Here is a 21481-nt window from a genome sequence, read left to right as displayed (position 1 = left end):
TGCCAAGCGGCCACCACTGTGCCTTAAGGTGCGGTGGGGGCCGCTTTTTGCCTACCCGGGCTGGTGTGAACGTACCGGTTTGTCTATATTGAGTAGGGAACGATTTAGGGTGACAGACAAGGGGTAGAGGTGACGACCGGATCGCCGGGCAAGAAGAAGGCACCCGCGCGGCGCCGAAATCGGCCAACACCGCGGGACCGGCTTCTCGACGCAGCGACGAAGCTCTTCACCGAAGAGGGCATCCGCGTCATCGGCATTGACCGCATCCTCCGTGAGGCAGACGTCGCTAAGGCGTCGCTCTACTCGCTGCTCGGCTCGAAAGACAACCTCGTCATCGCGTACCTCGAAGAGCTCGACAAGGGCTACCGCAGCCGCTGGCAGGCGCGGACAGAGAAGACCCGCGATACCGACCAGAAAATCCTCGCCTTCTTTGACATGGCGATCGAGGAAGAACCCCAAAAGGAGTTCCGCGGGTCCCCCTTCCTCAACGCCGCCAATGAATACCCCCGCCCGGAAACCGACTCCGAGCGACGCATCGTCGCGGCGGCTACGGCGCACCGGGAGTGGCTGCACTCGACCATGACCCAGCTTCTCACCGCGAAAAACGGCTACGCGTCCGACCAGCAAGCAGACCAGCTGCTCATTTTCTTAGAGGGTGGGCTGTCCGGCGCACGGATCTTGCGCAACACCGGGCCCTTGGAAACGGGCCGCGAGCTCGCGGTTGAACTGCTCGCGGCGCCGGCGATCGACTACTCCATCTGAGAATCGTCAGACGAGCCGCGCTGCTTCCTCTCCGCGATACGTTTTCTCCTAATCTCCCGCATTGCTTCACGACGCTGGGCGTTCGCGCGCTTCTTCTCCGCCTTCGCCTCTTCGGCGGCGGCCTTGTCCGCGTCCTTCTCAGCCCTGATCTCGGTGCGCACCTGCGCGTAAGCCGAGGGGTTGGACATGGCCGAGAGCTTCCTGCGCCGGCGCGATCGCTTCTTGTCGCGTGCCTCGCGGCGGTGGGAGAGCTCCACGCTTTTCTTCTCCAAGATGTGGGCGCGGTGGTCGTCGGCAAGCGGATAAAGCTTGACCATCAGATACCACAGCACGATCGTCTGAATAAAGGTGAAGAAGTTTCCGCTAACCCAGTACAGCAGCAGGGCGATGGGGACCAAGCCCGTCAGCCCGGCGAACGCCAGGCCAAGGCCGGCGACGGGTACCAGTGCCCAGATGAACACGTAGGAGCGGTGCGCCAGTGCGCTTCCCCAGTCCAGCGTGGATCGCGAGCGAATCTGCGAGATCGCCAGGTTGAGCGTCGTGAAGCAGACTGCGGCGAGGAGCATCGGGATCGCGAGGGTGCGGACGTCGGCAAGCGTTGTGCCCAGATGGGCGAACTGCTCGGGCGTCATTGAGACGTACGCGGGCAAAGGCACACCGAGGAGCGTCGAAGCGCGGAAGGACTCCACCTCGGCCGGGCTGAGCACGCCCAGCGAGTGGCCCGCTGAGGAAGAGGGCACCGCCATCCGCAGCAACAAGCGGTACAGGCCGAGGAAGAACGGAATCTGAATCAGCGCAGGTAGGCACCCCGCCAGCGGGTTGTAGTTGTACTCCTTGTGCAGCTCCTTCTTCGCGCGCTCGTGCGCCTGGATGCTCTCGGGGGTGATCTCATCGGCGTACTGCGCCTCAATCTCCGCCAAGCGGGGGCGCATCAACACAACCACGCGGGCAGTCTTGTACGTGTACCACTGCAAAGGAACGATGACGATGCGGATTGTCACCACCAGCAAAACCACCGACGCGACCCAAGAGTTCGAGCTTTCCATTCCGAAAACTCCGGCGAGGAGCCAGTGCCAGAACTTCATCACCGCCGATACGGGGTAGACAAAGGCATCAATCATCGGGCAAATACCACCTATTGGGTCGACTGGGCAACTAGGTTAATGTTAGGCCATGCTCTCCACCCAGCCGCCACCCGTCGCCCCGCCGCGACGGCGCACCAGCGCGAGCCAGGTCGTTGGCGAAGCGCTGCTCACCTTTGGCGTGTTGCTCCTGCTCTTCGCGTTCTACGAAGCGTTTTGGACAAACCTCGCCTCGGCGAAACTGCAAAACAATGCCGAAAACTCCCTTGAGCAGCAGTGGGTCAACCCCCGCACCGCATCGACGCGCGAGCTGGGCGAGGCGTTCGCCCGCATGTACATCCCGGCGTTCGGCTCCGACTACCAGTTCGCGATTATCGAGGGCGTCGACGAGCAGGACCTTTTGGCCGGGCCCGGCCGCTACCCCGATACCCAGTTGCCCGGGGAGCCAGGTAACTTCGCCGTCGCCGGGCACCGCGTGGGCAAGGGCGCTCCCTTCAACGACCTGGGTGCCCTTCGCGCGTGCGACGCAATCGTGGTGGAAACGCAAACGCAGTGGGTTACCTACAGGGTGCTGCCCATGGCTACCGACGCGGGCACCCGCTCCGCCGAGGCCTCCGGTTGCCTGCCGGGCGACATCGCGCAGAGGGTCATCGGCGGCGACTACTCCCAGGTTCAAGGCCGCCACATCACGCTGCCTAACGACGTCAGCGTTCTCAACCCTGTGCCGGGAACGGCCACCGTGGCCGTCGCGCCGGGCGCCGTCGGCATCCTAACGCTGACAACGTGCCACCCGCAGTTCTCCAACGCGGAGCGCATGATCATCCACGCGGTGCAGACCGAAGCAACGGACAAAGCCGCCGGAATTCCGGCGGCAATGACGGAGGTGAGTTAAATGTACGAGGCCCTGTGGCACCTGCTGCCCGGACCGAAGCCCGTCAAGGTGCTGCTCGCCCTTGCGCTGGCCGTCGCCGTGTTCTTCCTGCTCATGGAAGTGGTCTTCCCGTGGGTTTCCACTCAGATGCCGTACAACGACGTCGTTGTGTAGCGTCTAGCGGCCCAGCACCTCTGCGACGGTCTTCGCCATCGTCTCTTGGCCGTTCGGCGTCGGGTGCGCGGGGTAGGAATTCGTGTCGGAGCCGTCGATGTCGGCCCAGCGCTCCTTGGGCACGGCGCATGAGGTGTGGTGCTCGACGTCGTCAGGCAGCACAAAGATCGCGCCGCTGGCCTCCGCGGACTGTTTCACCGCGTTGTTGATCGCAGCGGTGAGCCACACGGCCCACTCGACGCCCTCACGCCCCACCTGCTCCGTCAGCTCGCACTGCTGTTCCACCGACACCAACGGGGTGTAGCCGGTGGCGATCACGATCGCGGTCGGGGCCTGCTTGCGGATCTCATCGTGAACCGCGGTCAACTTGGACGGTAGCTCCGCGAGGCGCTGGGCGGTGGGCAGGGCGAACTCCTGGGCGCAGTTGCGGTCCGAGCCCTCCATCATCTCGTTAATGCAGCGGGCGATGTTGGCGAAGTCCATGTCGTTGCCGCCGATGGAGATCGTGACCAGGTCAGCGTCGCGCGGCAGGCTTTCGATCTGCGGGGCGATGTTGACGTTCTCGTCCTCCTCGATGCGCGGGCCCATAATGTTTTCCGTCGTCGAGCCCTGGCACGTGGCGTCCGTGAACTCGACCGAGCGGCCGAGGCGATTCGCGAGCTCGTTCGGGTAGTTGTCCTTCGACTTCGCACAGAAGCTGGAGTCTGCCTTCTCGCCCGTTGCCGAGCCCATCGACGCATACGAATCGCCCATGGCGACGTAGACGTCGATGTCGGAGGGCTCAAGGTCGGCGATTGGCATCATCGCGGTGGCCTGCTCGCGGGTGGGGTTCGGGTCGACAGTCGGGGTCACGCCTAGGGGCGGGGCGACCGACGTGTGCGTGCTCACGTTGTCGATCGGTGTGGATTGACACCCCGTAAGCAGGAACGCGGAGGTGACGGCGGTGGCGGCGAATGCCGCGACACGCCTCATGTCCACCTCGGAACGGGTCGAACCCAGCGGCGTAGGCCGTCGATAAGCATGTCCGCGTCATCAGCGAGGACAAGCGACGCCCGATCAGTCGGGCGGATGAAACCTTGAGCAACCATGTGATCAATCATAGACACGAATGGGCTCCAGAATTGCACCCCGAGCAAGCCAATAGGCCGGCTATGGTAGCCCAATTGCTGGCTGGTCCACTGGTCGAAGAGCTCATCAAGGGTGCCCGTGCCGCCGGGCAGCGCTACGACGGCGTCGGACAGCTGCGCCATCCGCGCCTTGCGCTGCGCCAGGGTGTCCACCATCTCCAGCCTGGTTAGGCCCTCGTAGCGCAGTTCGTGGCCGGCCAAATGGTTGGTCAGCACACCAATCACGTTGCCGTTGTGGGACGTCGTCGCCTCCGCGACCCGGCCCATGATGCCGAGGCGCGAGCCACCGTAGACCAAAGCGATTCCGCGGCGGGCCAGGGCGGCGCCGAGGGCGTCGGCAAGCTTCGCGTTGGCGGGGTCGCTGCCCAAGTTCGCGCCCGCGAAAACGGCGATGGCGTTGATCTCACGCGCGCGCAGGGCGGGGAAAATCTCCCCGGCGAGCAGCGGCGCTAGCGGCGTGGAGCCGGGGTGGTGCGGGTCGACCCAGCGGACCTCGTCGATCTCGCCGCTGGCGACTGGGTGCAGCGCGCCGGGCGCGGGCTTGCGGATGAACACCGTGCCGGTGACCATAAAGCCCGGCTCGTTGGAGGCCTCGGCGGTAAAGACGCCGACAAAACCCAGCCCGGAGGCATCGATGTTAAGCCCGACCTCCTCGCGCGTCTCGCGCAGCGCGCAGTTAATCAGGGGCTCATCGCCCTCGGGTTTGCCGCCCGGCAGCTGGAACCGGGGGCTGCCCACTTTGCGCACGCACAACACGCGGCCAGCGTCGTCGCGGATCACGAGCGCGGCTACGCGGATGGGCTGGGGGAGGGTCACAGGTTTAGGTTAGCGATAACCTGCTCGGCCACAACCTGAGCCTTGACCGACTCGTTCTGGTTGGTAAACACCGTCACCGCCACGGGCCCCTTCGCCACCGAGTACGCCGCGCCGATGCGCTCGGGCACAGCGCCGCCGCCGTGGCGGCCGCCGTTCCACCCCTCAGGCTCGCTGGCGGGGTCGGTGTAGTCAATGGGTGCCGCCCAATCGACCACCGCCATCGCTTCCTCGGGGCTGGCCATGTGCCGCACCATGACCGTGAGCTGGGGTTCTTCCGGGTACGACCAGAAAACGCACGCCGGGGTGTCGAAGCGATTGTCAACCCCGATGGCCGTGACCTTCTGGCCGTTCGCCTCGGCCACCCACTGCGTATCTAAATAGGGGCAGGTTCCGGCTGGGTCCTTCTCCACGGCGGGCAGCTCGGTCACGCCCAGTCCAGAGTCGCTGACCGGCTGCGGTGCGGAGCTGGGAGTAGCGCTGGGTTCCGCCGAGGGCTCCGGCGCGCAGCCGGCGCCGAGTACCGCGAGTCCGGCGATCGCAAGCGCCACGCCAGGCCCGGTAAGGCGCCGGCCGGGGGTGGGTAGGGTAAAGCGCATGGCCTCCAGACTAGTGAAGTTGGACAGCGAACCCCGCGAGGTCCCCGACAACAAGGCGCTGGACACCGGGATCACGGTGCTGTCGGCATCGTTGCTGGTGGTTTCCCTGCTGGCGCTCGTGCAGATGCCGCTGAACTCGGCGCTGCTGCACATCGTCTTGGTCTCCATCTTCGCGTTCCTGCTGTTCTACGGCCTCGTCGAAATGCCGCGCTGGGGCCGCGCCGGGCAGGCAGGCTGGCTGATGGCGCTGACAGGCATGTGGATCGCCGACATGATGGTCACCCCGCTTGCCGTCTACTGGGTGTTCATCCTCTTCTTCGTCTACCTGCGCACGTTCAACGACTGGCGGGGCGTGGTCTGGGTTGCCCTCGGCCTGGGCATCGCGGTCGGCGCGCAGGTGCCCACCGGGTTGACGTTCGGCGGTGTGATCGGGCCCGTCTTGTCCGCCTTGGTGGTCATCGCCACCAACTACGCGTTTACCACCATTGCCCGCGTGAGCAAGGAGCGCGAGTCGCTTATCGACGAGCTCTTGGCCACGCGCCAGCAGCTCGCGGCCACAGAGCGCGAAGCGGGCGTGTCCCAGGAGCGCGAACGCCTCGCCCACGAGATCCACGACACCGTCGCCCAGGGCCTGTCCAGCATCCAGATGCTGCTGCACGCCGCGGACCGCGACCTCGACGCCACCGGCTTGAGGCCCGACGAGCTTTCCCGGGCGAAGTCGCGGATTGAGACGGCGCGCCGGGCCGCGTCGAACAATTTGGCGGAGACGCGCGCGATGATCGCCGCTTTGACGCCCGCGCCGTTGACGGAGGCGTCGTTACGCCAAGCACTCGAACGGGTCGCGCGCGACTTCTCGCAGGCCAGCGGCATCGACATCGAGGTCGACGCGGACGGGGAGCACACGCTTTTGCCGATGCGGTGCGAGGCGGGTCTGCTGCGCATCGCCCAGGGCGCGGTGTCGAACGCGGTGCAGCACTCTGGCGCAACGCGCATACGCGTCACCCTGACGTACAGCCCCGAGGAAGTCCGGCTCGACGTGGTGGATAACGGGCGCGGGTTCGACCCGCTGGCGCTGAGCAGCGCGCCGACGGGGCTCGGCCACCTCGGGCTCTCCGCGATGCGCTCGCGCGCCGAAGAGCTCGGTGGGGAACTGATCGTGGAGTCGGCGCCGGGCGGGCCGACGGCCGTGACCGCCGCGGTACCCGGTAACATCAATCAAAAGATGGAGGAGATGTAAATGATTCGGGTGCTGCTGGCGGATGACCACCAGATTGTCAGGCTGGGATTGCGCGCCGTGTTGGAAGAAGCCGACGACATCATGGTGGTCGGCGAGGTCGCTACCGCCGAGGGCGCGATCTCGACGGCCCAGGCCGGCGGCATCGACGTCATCCTGATGGACCTGCGCTTCGGCGCCGGGGCGGAGGGCGCGAAGGTCACCACCGGGGCCGAGGCCACCGCCGAGATCCGCCGCACGATGGAGTCCCCGCCGCAGGTGTTGGTGGTGACCAACTACGACACCGACGCCGACATCCTCGGCGCAATAGAGGCGGGCGCGGTGGGCTACCTGCTCAAAGACGCCCCGCCGGCCGAGCTCGTGGCGGCGGTGCGCTCCGCCGCGCGAGGCGACGCCGCGCTGTCCCAAGTCGTGCGCACCCGCTTAGAGACGCGCGAAAGCACCCCGCGCTTCTCGCTCACGCCGCGCGAGCTGGAGGTGCTGCAGCTCGTCGCCGGGGGCTCGTCGAACCGGGAAATCGGCCACGAGCTGATGCTGTCGGAGGCAACCGTGAAGTCCCACCTCGTGCACATCTACGACAAGCTGGGTGTTCGTTCCCGCACCTCGGCCGTGGCGTCGGCGCGGGAACAGGGCATGCTCTAGCGGCCCGACTTCTCCTGGATCTCGCCGGTGACCTCGTCGAGGTCGCGCTCGATGGCGACGTGGGCGAGGCGCTGCTGCTCGGTATCCAGGCGCTCTGCGTTGCTCACTGCCTGTTCGAGCTCGTCGAGACGCACCTCAACGTCCTTGATAAAGCTAGACGACAGCGACGGGGTGTTGTGCAGGTTGTTGGTCTGGCCGCGCAGCGCCTCGATGCGCGCCTTGAGCTCCGCGCCGCGGCCGGAGTGGCGAGCCAGGTCCTGGGAGCTCAGGCCCATCGAGTTGGCGCGCGACTCGATGCGGTTTTGCTGGTACGAGGTCATCGCCTTGTACGCGAGCGGAAGCAGAACGGGAATTAAAACGCGTGCGGCGCCGACCCAGTTCTTCGCCTTCTTCTTGGTCAGCCCGGACTCCTCAACGCGCTTGAGGTGAGCCTCGGCAAGCTTCTTCTCGTGCTTGCGCTTGCGCTTGAGGCCCTCCTTTTCCTCGTTAAGCAGGCGCTTCTCGGCCTTATCGAGCAACTTGGCGGTGCGGTGCTGCTGCTTCGCCTCATTCTTAGCAAGCTGGCGGGCGCGTACTTCAGCGGCCTTAATCTCGGCCTTGGTCTTTGCCCGGTTCTTCCGGATCGTTTCAATAATTCCCATGTGACATACCTTACCTGCCAATGGGCCGATAGGATGGGGGTCGCTGTGAGCGACTTTCAACTCATCCGGGCCTCCGACCTCGTGGGCTGCCGCTACCGGCTGCGCCAGCGCCACGCGCACCCGGACATCCCGCCGCTGCCCGAGGCGCTCGCCCGCCAGCCGCAAATCGACGCGGGCCGCGCCGCCGTGTTCGCCGCCCTACCCGTCAAACGTGCCCTCGGCGACGGCAGCTCACGGGCGTTTACCCGCGTTGACCTGGACCCAGTGAGCGGCATCGAAGAGGCCGAGGCCCGCGCCCGCGCGGCGATTCAGGCCGGCGCGAGCATCATTACCAACGCTGTTCTTACCGGCGAGGTCGCAGGTGTCGGTGTGGTCGCGGAGATCGACATCCTCGCGCGCAACGAGGCGGGGCAGCGCACGTACATGCCGGTGATGATTTCAAACCACCGCGTGGCTAGGGCGTCGACAAGCGAAAAGCTCAAATTCGTGCCCGCGCACCGGCTGTCCTTGGGTGCGCCGCTGGCAACGGGGGCGAAGCTGCGCCACCACACCATCGACGGCTACCGGCTTGCGCTGGCCCACCTTCTGCTCGGTGAGCGTGCCGACGCCCGCACCGCGCTGATCGGCCAGGACCGCTCGCGCGCCTACCTCACCGACGTTCAGCGCTTCATCCCCCCGCTGCTTGCCGCCCTGCGCGCGCCGACGCCCACCGAACCGCGCAGGCTGAAGCAGTGCGCCTCCTGCCGCTTCTGGCCGCTGTGCGAGCCGCAGCTCGAAAGCGCGGACGACATTTCGCTGGTCCTGCCCGGCGGGCGCGCCGACGGTTTCCGCGCCCAGGGGATCACCACGGTGCAAGCGCTTATCGACGCCCGCGCCGGCGAACCCTCCACCATCGCGCGCGCCTGGCGCGAGGGGATCCCCGTGCTCAAGCGCACCACCGAGATGAGCGTGCCGCGCGCCGACGTGGAGATCGACATCGACATGGAGGCCTACCTCGATCAGGGCGCCTACCTGTGGGGCACCTTTGACGGCGAGGCGTACCGGGCGTTCGTGACCTGGGACGAAGTCGGCGGGGAGTGGGAGGAAGCGAACTTCCTCGACTTTTGGACGTGGCTGATGGAGCAGCGCGAGCAGGCGCTCGCCGCGGGCAAGACGTTCGCGGCGTACTGCTACGCGGCGGGCGGGGAAAACCACTGGCTGAAGTCCTCGGCGCGGCGCTTCGGGTCCGTGGATGAGGAGCAGGTGCGCGAGTTCATCGCCTCCGCGCAGTGGGTCGACGTGTTCGCGCATGTGCGCACGTACCTGGTGGGAACCGATGGGCTGGGGCTCAAAGCGCTCGGGCCTGTCGTCGGTTTCGAGTGGGAGGACGACGACGTCGACGGCGAGCGCTCCGTCGCGCTGCGGCGCGCGGCCCGGCTTGGCGACGCCGCGGCGCGCGACATGCTGCTGCGCTACAACGAGGACGACTGCCGCGCGACGCGGGCGGTGCGGCAGTTTCTCAGCGACGGCGCGCCGGGGGTTCCGCTTATGAGCGACGTCGCTGGTTAAGCGCCAGCGCGAGCGCGACGCCGACGAGCACCGCGAGCAGGGCGGCGAGCACCGCGGTAAAGCCCCACCAGGCCAGACCCTCGAAGGCGGCGCCGGTGGCCGCGCCCAGGATCGACGAGCCCAAGTAGTAGCACAGCACGTACATACTCGACGCCTCCGCGCGGTCGCGCTGCGCGATCTGGCCGACCCACCCAGAGGCCGTGGAGTGCATGGCGAAGAAGCTCGCGGTAAACACGAGCAGGCCGGCGAGCGCGAGCCACAACGCGCCGCTGCCCGCGGCCAGCGCGCCGAGGAGCATCAGCGTTGCGCCCGCCCCGACCACGCGGCCGCTCCCGAATCGGTGCACCATCGAGCCCGCGCGTGCCGACGACCACGTGCCCGAGAGGTACATCACGAACACCAGGCCAGCCAGCGCCGGCGGCAGGCGGAAGTGGTCAACGGCGCGGTAGCCGAAGAAGTTGTACATGGACACGAACACGCCCATGCCGATGAACGCGGTGAGGTAGAGCGCAACAAGGCGCGGGTTTTTCAGGTGGCGCGCCATGGCCCGGATCTCCGCGCTGGGGCGGATGGACTCCTTCGGGCGGAAGTTGCGTTGCGGCGGCAGCAACAGCGCCACCGCGACGGCGAGAACGAGGGCGAAGGCCGACGTGGCCACGAGCGCGACGCGCCACGACGCGAACTCGAGCACGAGCGAGGGAATCAGGCGCCCGCTGAGCCCGCCTATCGACGTCCCCGCGACGTAGAGCCCCATCGCCGCGGGCAAATCCGCGTCGTCGACTTCCTCCGCCAGCCACGTCATCGCAACCGCAGGGGCCCCGGCGATCATCGCGCCCTGCACCGCGCGCAACGCGATGAGCTGCGGCGCGCTCTGCGCGAGCGGCAGCGCCAGGCCGATTAACGTGGCGGCGAGCGCCGAGATGATCAGGATGCGCCCACGGCCGTACTTCTCCGAGAGGACGGAGAAAGGCACCACGCACAACGCCAGCGCCCCGGTGGCGGCGGAAACGCTCAGCGCCGCGACCGAGGGCGATACCTCAAGCTGCTGGCTCAGCGTCGGCAGCAGCGCCTGAGTGGAATATAGGGAGTTGAAGATGGCCAGGCCCAGGGCAATCATGGCCAGCGATGCCCTCGCGTACTCGCGCGTACCCCTTCTCACAGTGTGCAACGATAGACCCCCTCGCCGCGCGGAAGGGCGCGGGGAGGGGGCCTAAAACTCGAGCGAGCGTGCTTACTTGGCAGCAGCCGCGTAACGCTCGTTGACGTCCGCCCAGTTGACGACGTTCCAGAACGCCTTGACGTAGTCCGCCTTGACGTTCTTGTACTGCAGGTAGAAGGCGTGCTCCCACATGTCGAGCATGAGCAGCGGGGTGAAGTCAACCGAGATGTTGCCCTGCTGGTCAGTCATCTGCTGGATGATAAGGCGACCAGCGATGTGATCGTAGCCGAGCACAGCCCAGCCGGAGCCCTGCAGGCCGTTAGCGATGCCCTCGAAGTGCGCCTGGAACTTTTCGAAGGAGCCGAAATCGCGGTTGATGGCCTCGGCGACCTCACCGGTCGGCGCGCCACCGGCGTTCGGCGCCATGTTCTTCCAGAAGATGGAGTGGTTGGTGTGGCCACCCAGGTTAAACGCCAGGTTCTTGGTCAGGGCGCGCAGGGTATCCGGGTTAGCCTCACCGCCCCGCTCAGCCTCGAGTGCCTCGAGGGCAGCGTTGGCACCCTTGACGTAGTTGGCGTGGTGCTTGGAGTGGTGAAGCTCCATGATCTCGGCGGAGATGTGGGGCTCCAGCGCGTCGTAAGCGTAGGGCAGGTCAGGAAGCTCGTAAACAGCCATGATTCCTCAAATTCCTTTCGGTTGTTTTTATGGTCCGCATCCCATGATAGGGAAAATCCTGGGGACGTGTCCCCGGGTTGCATGCTCAGGGAACATTCCCGCGACCGGCCACGTTGGCTCGGGTATGGGATTTCTTTTTGGACGCACACCTGAACTCGTCGATCCGAGCAACGCCCTGCCCGGGCGGGAGGAGCCGGTGCTGGCCCGGCCCCGACCCCACGCTGTGTTGGGCACCCCGATTACGGGCCCCTGGCGCGAGGGGCAAAAGAGGCTGCTCATCGGACTGGGCTGTTTCTGGGGCGTGGAAAAAATGTACTGGCAGCTAGATGGTGTCGAATCCACCTCCGTCGGTTACGGCGGTGGGGTGACGCCGAACCCGACCTACCGCGAGGTCTGCTCCGGAGGAACCAACCACACCGAGCTGGTCGAGGTGGTCTACGACCCGCAGCGCATCACACTCAAGGAGCTCGTCCGCGCCGGGCTCGAGGCCCACGACCCCACCCAGGGCTTTCGCCAGGGCAACGACGTGGGCACCCAGTACCGCTCCGCCTTCTACACCGACACCGAGGAGGAGGCCGAGCTGATCCGCGGCTGGGTGGACCAGTACGGCGAGCAGCTTGCCCAGGCGGGCCTGGGGCCGATCACCACCGAGGTGCGCTCTGGCGCCGACTACTACCTCGCCGAGGACGACCACCAGCAGTACCTGCACAAGGTGCCGGGCGGTTACTGCCCGCACCACTCCACGGGAATCGCCTGCGGCATTTAGTACCCGTGGCGGTTGGGAAACCCGCCCGGTGGGCGGCGCAGCTTGGTGGCGTCCCTGTGGATCCAGCTCGCGGCGTCTTCGAGGGTATCCTCCGGCTGGTCGACGTCCATCACCGCCGCCCAGTAGGCCAGCGTCTCATCGTGGTAGTTATGCCCGTGTGGCGAGGGGTAGTCCTTTGAGGCCAGCTGGTCCATCCCGACCTGCCAGAACGTGATAAACGGCGCCCAGCGCAGCGTGGCGGGAACGTCGAGGCGCTGCGCGCGGGGGGCCTCGACTCCGCGGGAGCCGGGCTCTTTCAGCCAGTCCGGCACCTGGTAGATCAGCTTCCAATCCCACCACACCACCGGGTCGGAGGCGTGCTGCGCAAACACGGCCCGCGGCTCTTCCCACTCGTTGGCAAAAGGCTTGCCCTCGAAGTCGTGGCGGATGTGGCTCGGGTGCGCGGCGAACCGGATGTGGCGACCGCCGTCGACGATGGGGAGGCGCTGCGGGCTTGAAGCGTCGCGGTTCTCGGTCAGTTCTCTGTGGCTGCGCGAGAATCCCGGTACGCCGGTGAACACGCCACCGGCGACACCGTCGAGGAACTCGTCGATGGTGTCGAAGGCGTCGGTGACGCCGTAGGCGCCCAGGGACTCGCCTGCGACGTAGAGCTTCGGGCGCGAGTCTTCGGGAAGTTCCCCCAAGCGTTTGCGAATGGCGTCGATAAGCAGGCGCGATGAGCGCACGGGGGAGTCGCGGTCCGCGAGGTAGGAGTAGGCGGAGGGCAGGTAGGAGTACTGCATGGCCACGATCGCGGTGTCGCCGCGGCCGACGAACTCGAACCCGGAGGTGAGAAAGTCGTTGATCCAGCCCGTCCCTGCCGCCGACATCACGGCGAGGTGGGTGCGCGACCATGCGTCGGTGCGGTCCAGCTCGCGCAGCGCCGCGGCTACCATGTCGTCGTAGGAGCGGCCGTCGTCAAGCCCGATGAAGATGCGGATCGGTTCGGCGGTGGCAGACCCCATGATCCTTGCGATATCACGTTTGCGGGGCCCGCCGGCGACCACCGCGCGGCCCTGGCGGCCCATCGTCGCCCAACGCTCCTCAGAATGCGGCGAGCCCGAACGCTCCGGCTCGGTCGGCCGATCCGCGCCCTGCATGAACTGGCGGTCGAGCTCCTCGGCACTCTTGTACGCGCGCGAGAGGAAGCGGCGCACGACGAGCCTGTCGGTGAACACGCCCACGACCGTTCCGGCGGCGATGATCGCCAGCGGCCACGACGTCACCGGCGGCAGGCGCCGGCCCAGAAGCTCAGCCGCGGTATCGACGATTGATTGCAGCGCCTCGCCCGTGGCGAGCAGTACCCCGTAACCGAGCGTGCCCAGCGTGATCCCGACGAAGGACTCTGCGACGCTGAACTCGTCCTCGCCGCCCACCAAATCGACCTGCTTAACGTGGCGCCGCGCCGATTGGATGAATGTAACGACAGTCACCGCGCTCATCCCCCAGTGCAGCGCGGTGTTCGACCACTTTCCGACGCGCTCGTCGCGCACAATCCCACTCGAGCGCACACCGCGCGCGACGGTCTGATTGACCACGTTGCCCGCGATGTGGCCCACGCCCTGGCAGATCGCGACGTTGGCCGCTACCGCCCACCAACGGTGGGGCAGAAGCGACGGTGAAATCGCACCCCAGGTCGCTATTTCCGCGCCCAAAACGCCGGGGCCGAAGTTTTTAGGTAGGCGGCGCAACCCCCGCAGTCGCAGGCCGGGGGTGAGATCGGCCCAGACCTCCACCACCATCAACGGCGCGGCCAGGATGCCGTGACGTTGAAACTTGTAGCGCTGCTTAGCGTTTTCGATCGCTTCATCAAGCGTCGGTGCGTCCGCAGCACGGTTGCGGAGGACGGCTGCGAGGGGGAAGCGCGGCAGGCGCTTCAGAGGCGATTGCATAACCAGCATTGTTGCAAAAAGAGCTACATCTCGCAGGACGGACTTCGCTCCGGTCGCGCAATTGGCCAAGCGGTTGTAGGTTAAACAGACGTGACCATCCTGACGAGCAGTAACGCAGCTCGAGAGCGTGAGACCAGCAACGACCCCGGAATCGTCGCGCACCGCGGCGCATCGGGGCTCTACCCGGAGCAGACGTTCCAGGCCTTCGACGAGGCGTTACGCCTGCCGATCCACGGCATCGAGTGCGACGTCCGGCTCACCCGCGACGGGCAGCTGGTTGTCTTCCACGACCCGATTTTGAGCCGCACCACCAACGGGCGGGGCAGGGTGTCGGCCACCGACTGGTCGGAGCTGCGCACCCTCAACGCGGGCACGCCGGACAACCCGCAGCGCATCATGCGGCTTGCCGAGCTGCTCGAGCTCATGCAGGACTACCCCGACAAGCACATCTACGTGGAAACGAAGCACCCCACCCGCTACGGGCCCGAGGTCGACGAGCAGACGCTGCGCGGCCTGCACTACGCGGGCCTGCGCGAATCCGAGCGCGTGCACCTAATTTCGTTTTCCCACCGGGCGATGCGCTACTTCACCGAGTTCGCCCCGGAACTTGAAACCTACTACCTCTTCCGTCTGCGCGAGAAGAAGTGGAACAAGAAAAACCACATGCTCTCACGCCCATACGGCGTCGGCCCGGCGCTCGCGCACCTGCAGGCCAAGCCGGAGCTGTTGGGCTTCAAGGGGCTGAAAACCTACACGTGGACGGTGAACCTGCCGAAGCAGATGCTGTGGTGCCGCGACAACGGCGTCGACGTCTTCGCCACCGATCTGCCGCACCTGGCTGTGGAGACTCTTTCCCGCGGCACCGTTGCACCGGTTTCGCAGTCCTCAACGAGCTAGCCCCCGGTAGCATTGGGCCCCATGGCTAAGAAGAACCGCAAGAAAGCGACCCCTGAGAATTTGCCGGAAGGGATGAGCCGCAGGCAGGCGAAGCTCGCCGCGCGTGCCGCCGAGCGCGAGGCGCTGCAAAAAGACCCCCGCCCGTACGCCGGATTGGCCGCGGAGGCGGACTTGATTGCGCTTCAGGAGTTCGTCCCCTCCGCGGTGGCGGCCCTCGAGGTCGCCGGCGAGACCGTCAACGTTGTGACGGTGCTGCCCGGGGCGGGGGCCGCGCTGCGCCGCGCCGAATCCGAGGGCGGCGAGCGTTTCGTGGCGCTGCAGGTCGGCTCCCACTCGCAGAACCCCGGCCGCGATCTCGCCTACGCGCTGAACTGGGTCTTGAGCGCTGAGCCGGGCGAGTCGCTGCAGTCGACGGTCGCCGACGGCACCCAACCTGAGCTTTCATCGCTTATCGACGCCTCGACCACGCCCACCATCACCGAACACCAGGACTTCACCTGGTGGTTCCCCAAGGGAGCAAACATACCGGCCGAGGTGCAGCAGGCCCTGTCGCGCGCCAACGACGCAGTTATCCCATCGACCCAGGTCAAGGCGGACGTGCCGGGCTCAATCTGGTGGGTTAACCCGGGCGGCGGCAAGGGCCACATCCGCTGGGTGCGCACCGACGACAACGAAAACCAGATCTTGTCTGCCCTGGCGCGCATCGCCGCGCGCGGGGAGCTCACCGTCGGCGAGGGAAGCAAGTTCGCCGGGGCGTTTCGCACCCACGGCGTGGTCGTGCCGGTGTGGGATGTCGACCCGGCCGTCGATGTGGCCTCCTACGCCGGTGCGCTCCAGGAGCTGGAGACGAAGATCGCTGCCGAGTACGACAATGACGCCCAGCTCAGCGCCGACGAGCGCAAGCAGCTGGACAACATCAAGTCGCGGCAGGTGACAATCTAGTCCCTCGTTACCGCCTGTTCACCAAGTCTTTCGCTGGAATGAACTAACCGTTCAGCGTTGCCCCATACGCTGCACGTCATGACCTCGAGGGGCGCGGCTATTCCGGCAGTCAACGACGTCCCCCGCCCGGTGGGTGCGGGGGCATCGCGGCAACGCAATTCCGCGCGGACCGACTGGAAGCAAGTTGGACTTGCTGCCTTGCTCATTGGTCCCAACCTCATTCTGCTGATCCTCTTCACCTACCGCCCACTGGTGGACAACATCCGGGTGTCGTTCTTTAACTGGAACATCGCGTCGCCGACCATGAATTTCGTTGGGTTGGACAACTACATCCAATGGTTCCAGGCGCCGGAGACAGGTCGAGTTGTTTTCAATACTGCCGTCTTCACTTTTTCTGCGGTCGTGGGCTCGATGGTGCTCGGCCTAACGTTGGCACTGTTGCTGGACCAGAAGCTATTCGGGCGTTCGGCAGCTCGATCGACAGTCTTCGCCCCCTATGTGATCTCCGGTGCGGCAATCGGTGTCGCCTTCCAGTTCGTTTTTGACCCGAGCTACGGGCTCATTCAGTACGTGCTCGGGATCTTCGGGTTGCCGGTGCCGAATTTTTACCAGAACTCCAATTGGGCTCTGTTTATGGTCACCACGACCTACATTTGGAAAAACACGGGATATACGTTCGTCATTTACCTCGCTGCGCTGCAAGCTCGGCGCAAGGATTTGGATGAGGCTTCCGAAATCGACGGCACCCCTCCAGTGCGGCACTTTTTCAGGGTGATCGCCCCGCAGCTGCGGGGGACAACATTTTTCCTGCTTATCACCGTTCTTCTGAACTCCTTCCAGGTATTCGACATCATCAGCGCGATGACCAACGGTGGCCCGTTCGGATACGGAACGTCGACGATGGTGTACCAGGTGTACCAGGAGACCTTCATCAATAACAGGGCCGGCTACGGAGCGGCGATCGCCACGATCATGTTCCTGGCGGTGCTCGCCATTACGGTGCTGCAGTTGAAGATCCAGCAAAGGATGGAGAGGTAGATGTCGCACGTGGTGCAGCCCCTCGGAGGGCACGAACTGCCCCCGGTTCCCGGTACCCAAGGCGTGGGTGAACCGGTTCGGCACTCGCCAGGATCGTCCTCTACCCCCAATCTCGCCTTGCGTGTCTTCGGCTACATCGTGCTCGCAGTCGCCGTGCTCTTGATTCTCGTCCCCCTGTACTTCATCGTGGTGACGAGCTTCAAGACGTTCCAGGACGTGTACTCCGACCCGATCACATTCTGGCCCGATCCGGTTGCACCCGAGAATTACTCTTATGTGTGGCAAAGCTCGGGCTTCGCGCAGTACCTGCGTAACTCGGTGATTATCACCCTCGTGCTCACTGTCGTTGAGGTCATTCTCGGGGTGATGTCGGCCTACGCTTTCGCCTTCCTTCGCTTCCCTGGCCGCGACCTGCTCTTCCTGCTGGTCATCGCGGCTCTCATGGTGCCGAACGAGATCACCATCATCTCCAACTACGCGCTGGTGGCCTCCCTGGGCTGGCGCGATTCGTACCTCGGCGTCATTGTGCCGCTGGCGGGCGTAGCCTTCGGCGCGTTCTTGATGCGCAACCACTTCCAATCGTTGCCGAGGGAGATCCTCGAAGCATCCAAGATGGACGGGGCGAACTTCTTCACCACCATGTTCCGGGTGGTGTTGCCGTTGTCATGGCCGACCCTCTCGGCGTTCGTCCTGATCACAGTCGTCACCGAATGGAACCAGTACCTGTGGCCGTTCCTCATCACGGATACCCCACGGGCAGCCACGCTGCCTGTCGGGCTGACGCGTCTGCAGGACGCGGAAGGTCTGACGAACTGGGCGCCTGTGATGGCGGGAACGGTCCTGACCACCTTGCCCATGATCATCATCTTCCTCGTCCTACAGAGACAGATGATCAAGGGCCTCACAGCGGGCGCCGTTAAAGGTTAGCCCTCACCAACACGAACAAGGAGTTCACATGTCACGCACACCACTTCGATCACGCCTCATCGGGCTCGGCATGGCGCTTGTCGCCACTGCGGGATTGACCGCCTGCGCCGGAGGCAGTATGTCCGCTGGTTCTGCTGGCCAGGAAGGCGACCCCTCTACCATCACCTTCTGGTCGAACCACCCGGGTTCTTCTCGCGACACGGAGCTCGCTTTTATTGAAGAGTTTGAGAAACAGAATCCCGACCTCGACGTCGAGCTCGTGACGGCGGGCTCCAACTACGAGGAAGTTGCTCAGCGCTTCAACGCCGCTCTCGCGGGTGGCGACCTTCCGGACGTCGTTGTCGCGTCCGATGTCACCTGGTTCAACTTCGCGCTCAACGAGGCGACGACCCCGCTGGAAGATCTGTGGCAGGAAAACAACATTGACGCCGAGTCCTACGTGGATACGCTTCGCGACGACTACGAGTACAACGGCAAGCACTACGGCGTGCCCTACGCGCGCTCGACGAACTTGATGTACTGGAACACCGACGATCTTCAGGCCGCAGGTCTGCCCACGGACCGTGGCCCCGAAACCTGGCAGGAGTTCGATAAGTGGGCGCAAAAAATCAAGGCTGATCTGAACAAGCCTGCGCTGACGATCCCGGATGGCTCGAACTACTTGGACTGGTACTTCCAGGGCATGGTCTGGGCATTCGACGGTGCGTACTCGGATGAGTGGACGCCGACGTTTACCTCGCCAGGGACGATTGAGGCTGGCAAGTTCCTGCAGGATCAGGTGCGAAAGGGCCACGTGGAAATTTCGACAGATCCGACCGTTGCTTTCGGCAACGGCAACGTCTCGGGCTTGCTCCAGTCCACCGGCTCGCTAGGGGGGCTGAACAAGTCCGCCACGGTCCCGTTTATCACGACGTTCCTTCCTGGCCCCAGCCCGTCTGCGGCAACTGGTGGTGCTGGCCTGGCAATCCCGAACGGTATCTCCGATGAACGCAAAGCCAACGCGGTGAAGTTTGCGGACTTCATGACCAACGAGGAGAACACGATCACCTTCTCGCAGGCGACCGGGTACATGCCCGTGCGCAAGGATGCGGTCACCAACCCGCGTGAGGAGCAATTCCTGAACGAAAACCCGAATGCGCGCACCGCGATTGAGCAGCTCGGGGAAAACACCCAGCCCCAGGACTACGCCCGCGTCTTTGTTCCTGGCGGCGGCCAGCGCATTGGAGCGGCGTTGGACCGCATCACCATCGGCAACGAGGACGTCGAGACGGTCTTTGACGAGCTGAACAAAGAAACCGAGCAAGTCGTCAAGCGCGACATCGAGCCGAAGCTCTAACAAGGGAAATACCATGGCGACAGTAGTTTTTCGGCAGGCCTCGCGGATCTTCGATCCGGAGCGGCCACCCGCTGCAAACCGTATCAACCTCGAAATTGCTGACGGGGAATTCTTGGTTCTGGTCGGCCCCTCCGGTTGCGGCAAGTCAACGACACTGAGGATGCTCGCAGGTCTTGAACCAGTCGACGAGGGCGAGATTCTGATCGACGGAGAGGATGTCGCGCGGACTCAACCGCGTGACCGCGACGTCGCCATGGTTTTCCAATCCTATGCTCTTTACCCGAATATGACCGCACGCCAGAACATGGCCTTTGCGTTGAAGAACGCGAAAGTGGATCGGGCAGTCATCGGAGAACGCGTCGCGTTCGCGGCTCGCATGCTCGAACTCGAGGACCTGCTTGACAAGAAGCCCGCGGCGATGTCTGGCGGTCAGCGACAGCGAGTGGCAATGGGTCGCGCGATTGTGCGCCAGCCCAAGGTATTCCTCATGGACGAGCCCTTGAGCAACTTGGATGCGAAGTTGCGTGTGTCCACGCGAGCACAGATCCTAGAGCTGCAGCGCAGCCTGGGAACCACAACCGTATACGTCACTCACGATCAAACGGAAGCGATGACGATGGGCGATCGTGTGTGCGTGCTCAAGCAGGGCGTGGTCCAGCAGGTTGATACTCCGCGCACCCTGTACACCAACCCCGGCAATTCCTTCGTGGCCGGTTTCATTGGCACACCGGCCATTACGCTTATCGACGCCGTCGAGGTCAACAACGCGACCGCGACCATTGGAAGCGTGCAGTACAACATCCCGAGCGCGATCGCGTCCAAGATCAATGAGGCGAATGTGCTAGTCGGTGTGCGCCCAGAGAATTGGGAGATTGTTGGAGTAGGTGCCGGCGCTGCGGGCCGGGCAGTGCCGGTCGTGGTTAACATTATCGAGCACCTCGGCGCGCAACAGTACGTTTACGGGACCTGTGCTGCGGATGCTGGCGTGAGCGTGCGCGGCGAAAATATCACCGTGGAGGTCCCGCGCGGGGTTGAGATTGAGAAGGGGGACACAATCTATCTCCGGCCTGCGGCAGGCGGGGCGTTGTTCTTCCACCCAGAGACCGAGATCAACTACGACTACCTCTGAGCCCTAGGCGCTGAACACCAAATCACCCCCCACCCACGTCTGCCACGTCAGCGGCATACCGGGGCGGTAGGCGAGGTCGATTGCGCTCGTGGTGTTCAGAACGTGCAGGTCCGCTGCCGCGCCGGGCACCAGGGTGCCTTTGGCGGGGCGGCCTGATGGGTCCTTGCCGCCGCCGACGTCATTGCGCCACAGCGCTTTCGCACCGCCGGTGGTGGCGGCCTCGATCGCCTCGTCGAGGCTCAAGCGCTGCTGCAGCACGGCGGTAGTGACGCAGAAGTTCATCGCCGAGGTGTACGAGGTGCCGGGGTTCAAGTTGGAGGCGATGGCGACGGTCACGCCGGCGTCGAGAAGCGTGCGCGCAGGCGCGAGCTTTTCGCGGGTGGACAAGTCGCAGGCGGGCAGGATGGTTGCCACCGTCTCCGAGCCGGCGAGCAGCTCGATGTCGGACTCGGTGAGGTGGTTGACGTGGTCGACGCTGGCCGCGCCGAGCTCCACTGCCAGGCGCACGCCCGGGCCCTCGCCGAGCTGGTTGCCGTGCACGCGCAGGCCCAGGCCCGCGGCACGGCCGGCCTCGAGCACGCGGCGCGACTGCGCCTCGGTGAACGCGCCGCGCTCGCAGAACACGTCGATCCACTGCACGTGTTCGCGCACCGCTTCGAGCATGGGGCCGACGACTTCGCCGACGTAGGTCTCCGGGTCGGCACCTGGCGGGACGAGATGCGCGCCGAGGAAGGTGACGTCGCCGACGTGGCGCGCGGCCACCTTCGCGGCCTCGGCCTCGGAGGCGACGTCGAGGCCGTAGCCGGTTTTCGTCTCGAAGCTGGTGGTTCCACCGGCGTGGCCTGCGGCGACGCGCTCGGCCACCAGGGCGTCGAGACGCGCCGTGCTCGCCTGTCGGGTGGCCTCCATGGTTACCGCGATGCCGCCGGCGGCGTAGGACTTTCCCGCCATGCGGGCCTCGAACTCGTCCGCGCGGTTGCCGTCGAAGACCATGTGGGTATGGGAATCCACCCAACCGGGTAGCACCGCGCGCCCGCCGAGGTCGACTGTCTCGTCGGCGGGCGGGGCCTGGTCAGCGGGGCCGACCCACTCGATGAGACCGCCGCGGGTGAGAAGGGCGGCGTCGTGAAGCGTGCCGAGCTCAGAGACGGTGCGCAGCTCCGAGATTCCGGTAAGGAGGGTAGCCAT

The 21481-nt window shown here is 65.3% G+C and carries 22 protein-coding genes; 13 read left to right on the top strand and 9 right to left on the bottom strand.

All coding sequences use genetic code 11. The annotated features are described in order from the left end of the window. Window positions 1-129 precede the first annotated feature (129 nt). The gene (locus RIU96_RS01505) at window positions 130-762 is read left to right on the top strand and encodes a TetR/AcrR family transcriptional regulator (protein WP_136651322.1); all 633 of its coding nucleotides are present in this window, start codon (window positions 130-132) and stop codon (window positions 760-762) included. On the opposite strand, the gene yidC is transcribed toward RIU96_RS01505, so the two are convergent. Beyond that, entirely contained in the window at window positions 750-1883 is a 1134-nt protein-coding gene (gene yidC, locus RIU96_RS01500; protein ID WP_311205060.1) for a membrane protein insertase YidC, read from the bottom strand. The genes RIU96_RS01505 and yidC overlap by 13 nt on opposite strands. Before the next feature lie 52 nt (window positions 1884-1935). Here yidC and RIU96_RS01495 point away from each other — a divergent pair, with 52 nt between their 5' ends. Both RIU96_RS01495 and RIU96_RS01490 read left to right on the top strand, forming a co-directional pair. After that, window positions 1936-2736 (top strand): class E sortase, encoded by an 801-nt coding sequence (locus RIU96_RS01495; RefSeq protein ID WP_136651320.1) that lies wholly within the window; start codon window positions 1936-1938, stop codon window positions 2734-2736. Beyond that, complete coding sequence (locus tag RIU96_RS01490) at window positions 2737-2889, top strand: hypothetical protein (RefSeq protein ID WP_136651319.1); 153 nt, start codon at window positions 2737-2739, stop codon at window positions 2887-2889. Window positions 2890-2892: 3 nt separating this feature from the next. On the opposite strand, the gene RIU96_RS01485 is transcribed toward RIU96_RS01490, so the two are convergent. The 3 genes from RIU96_RS01485 to RIU96_RS01475 are packed head-to-tail and all read right to left on the bottom strand — an operon-like array spanning window position 2893 to window position 5428. Then, entirely contained in the window at window positions 2893-3861 is a 969-nt protein-coding gene (locus RIU96_RS01485) for an SGNH/GDSL hydrolase family protein (protein ID WP_136651318.1), read from the bottom strand. Further along, window positions 3858-4832: a TIGR00730 family Rossman fold protein gene (locus tag RIU96_RS01480; RefSeq protein WP_144773401.1), complete on the bottom strand. Its 975-nt coding sequence runs from the start codon at window positions 4830-4832 to the stop codon at window positions 3858-3860. Before RIU96_RS01480 ends, RIU96_RS01485 begins: the two co-directional genes overlap by 4 nt. Beyond that, the gene (locus tag RIU96_RS01475) at window positions 4829-5428 is read right to left on the bottom strand and encodes a DUF2020 domain-containing protein (protein WP_259801882.1); all 600 of its coding nucleotides are present in this window, start codon (window positions 5426-5428) and stop codon (window positions 4829-4831) included. Before RIU96_RS01475 ends, RIU96_RS01480 begins: the two co-directional genes overlap by 4 nt. Between RIU96_RS01475 and RIU96_RS01470 the strand changes: the two genes are divergently transcribed. Further along, complete coding sequence (locus RIU96_RS01470) at window positions 5427-6665, top strand: sensor histidine kinase (protein ID WP_144773399.1); 1239 nt, start codon at window positions 5427-5429, stop codon at window positions 6663-6665. The two genes, RIU96_RS01475 and RIU96_RS01470, sit on opposite strands and share 2 nt — an antisense overlap. Continuing rightward, a complete protein-coding gene (locus RIU96_RS01465) occupies window positions 6666-7304 on the top strand; it encodes a response regulator (protein ID WP_136651315.1) in 639 nt (212 codons plus the stop codon). Here RIU96_RS01465 and RIU96_RS01460 read toward each other — a convergent pair. Further along, the gene (locus RIU96_RS01460) at window positions 7301-7945 is read right to left on the bottom strand and encodes a DUF6474 family protein (protein WP_144823464.1); all 645 of its coding nucleotides are present in this window, start codon (window positions 7943-7945) and stop codon (window positions 7301-7303) included. The two genes, RIU96_RS01465 and RIU96_RS01460, sit on opposite strands and share 4 nt — an antisense overlap. Window positions 7946-7978: 33 nt before the next feature. Here RIU96_RS01460 and RIU96_RS01455 point away from each other — a divergent pair, with 33 nt between their 5' ends. Further along, on the top strand, window positions 7979-9493 hold the full coding sequence (locus RIU96_RS01455) for a TM0106 family RecB-like putative nuclease (RefSeq protein WP_144823467.1): 1515 nt from the start codon (window positions 7979-7981) through the stop codon (window positions 9491-9493). Here the strand turns inward: RIU96_RS01455 and RIU96_RS01450 are convergent. Both RIU96_RS01450 and RIU96_RS01445 read right to left on the bottom strand, forming a co-directional pair. Next, window positions 9471-10610 carry an MFS transporter gene (locus RIU96_RS01450; RefSeq protein WP_144823469.1) on the bottom strand — a complete coding sequence of 380 codons (1140 nt, stop codon included), beginning with the start codon at window positions 10608-10610 and terminating at the stop codon, window positions 9471-9473. The two genes, RIU96_RS01455 and RIU96_RS01450, sit on opposite strands and share 23 nt — an antisense overlap. Window positions 10611-10724: 114 nt before the next feature. After that, window positions 10725-11327 carry a superoxide dismutase gene (locus RIU96_RS01445; RefSeq protein WP_006840378.1) on the bottom strand — a complete coding sequence of 201 codons (603 nt, stop codon included), beginning with the start codon at window positions 11325-11327 and terminating at the stop codon, window positions 10725-10727. A gap of 124 nt (window positions 11328-11451) precedes the next feature. Between RIU96_RS01445 and msrA the strand changes: the two genes are divergently transcribed. Further along, the gene (gene msrA, locus RIU96_RS01440) at window positions 11452-12093 is read left to right on the top strand and encodes a peptide-methionine (S)-S-oxide reductase MsrA (protein WP_144823462.1); all 642 of its coding nucleotides are present in this window, start codon (window positions 11452-11454) and stop codon (window positions 12091-12093) included. Here msrA and RIU96_RS01435 read toward each other — a convergent pair. After that, complete coding sequence (locus tag RIU96_RS01435) at window positions 12090-14024, bottom strand: alpha/beta-hydrolase family protein (protein WP_259793147.1); 1935 nt, start codon at window positions 14022-14024, stop codon at window positions 12090-12092. The genes msrA and RIU96_RS01435 overlap by 4 nt on opposite strands. 90 nt (window positions 14025-14114) lie before the next feature. Here RIU96_RS01435 and RIU96_RS01430 point away from each other — a divergent pair, with 90 nt between their 5' ends. From RIU96_RS01430 to RIU96_RS01405, 6 genes are all read left to right on the top strand, one after another. Then, window positions 14115-14921, top strand: coding sequence for a glycerophosphodiester phosphodiesterase (locus tag RIU96_RS01430; RefSeq protein ID WP_311205059.1), 807 nt, complete (start codon window positions 14115-14117; stop codon window positions 14919-14921). A 21-nt stretch (window positions 14922-14942) separates the two neighbouring features. Continuing rightward, on the top strand, window positions 14943-15863 hold the full coding sequence (locus RIU96_RS01425; RefSeq protein ID WP_136651309.1) for a DUF5926 family protein: 921 nt from the start codon (window positions 14943-14945) through the stop codon (window positions 15861-15863). 78 nt (window positions 15864-15941) lie between these two features. Continuing rightward, window positions 15942-16901, top strand: coding sequence for a carbohydrate ABC transporter permease (locus RIU96_RS01420; RefSeq protein ID WP_136651308.1), 960 nt, complete (start codon window positions 15942-15944; stop codon window positions 16899-16901). Continuing rightward, window positions 16902-17828 carry a carbohydrate ABC transporter permease gene (locus RIU96_RS01415; protein ID WP_083789528.1) on the top strand — a complete coding sequence of 309 codons (927 nt, stop codon included), beginning with the start codon at window positions 16902-16904 and terminating at the stop codon, window positions 17826-17828. It abuts the gene before it with no gap. Between the two features lie 28 nt (window positions 17829-17856). After that, on the top strand, window positions 17857-19164 hold the full coding sequence (locus tag RIU96_RS01410; RefSeq protein ID WP_259788015.1) for an ABC transporter substrate-binding protein: 1308 nt from the start codon (window positions 17857-17859) through the stop codon (window positions 19162-19164). A 13-nt stretch (window positions 19165-19177) separates the two neighbouring features. Continuing rightward, window positions 19178-20293, top strand: a complete 1116-nt coding sequence (locus RIU96_RS01405; RefSeq protein WP_259788016.1) for an ABC transporter ATP-binding protein — start codon at window positions 19178-19180, stop codon at window positions 20291-20293. 3 nt (window positions 20294-20296) lie between these two features. Here RIU96_RS01405 and hutI read toward each other — a convergent pair whose 3' ends face one another. Further along, window positions 20297-21481, bottom strand: coding sequence for an imidazolonepropionase (hutI, locus tag RIU96_RS01400; RefSeq protein WP_311205058.1), 1185 nt, complete (start codon window positions 21479-21481; stop codon window positions 20297-20299).

The organism is Corynebacterium sp. Z-1 (assembly GCF_031844665.1).
In the GTDB taxonomy this organism is placed as follows: domain Bacteria; phylum Actinomycetota; class Actinomycetes; order Mycobacteriales; family Mycobacteriaceae; genus Corynebacterium; species Corynebacterium sanguinis.
The sequence above is the reverse complement of the archived record's forward strand: the minus strand, read 5'-3'. Positions and strand labels throughout refer to the sequence as shown.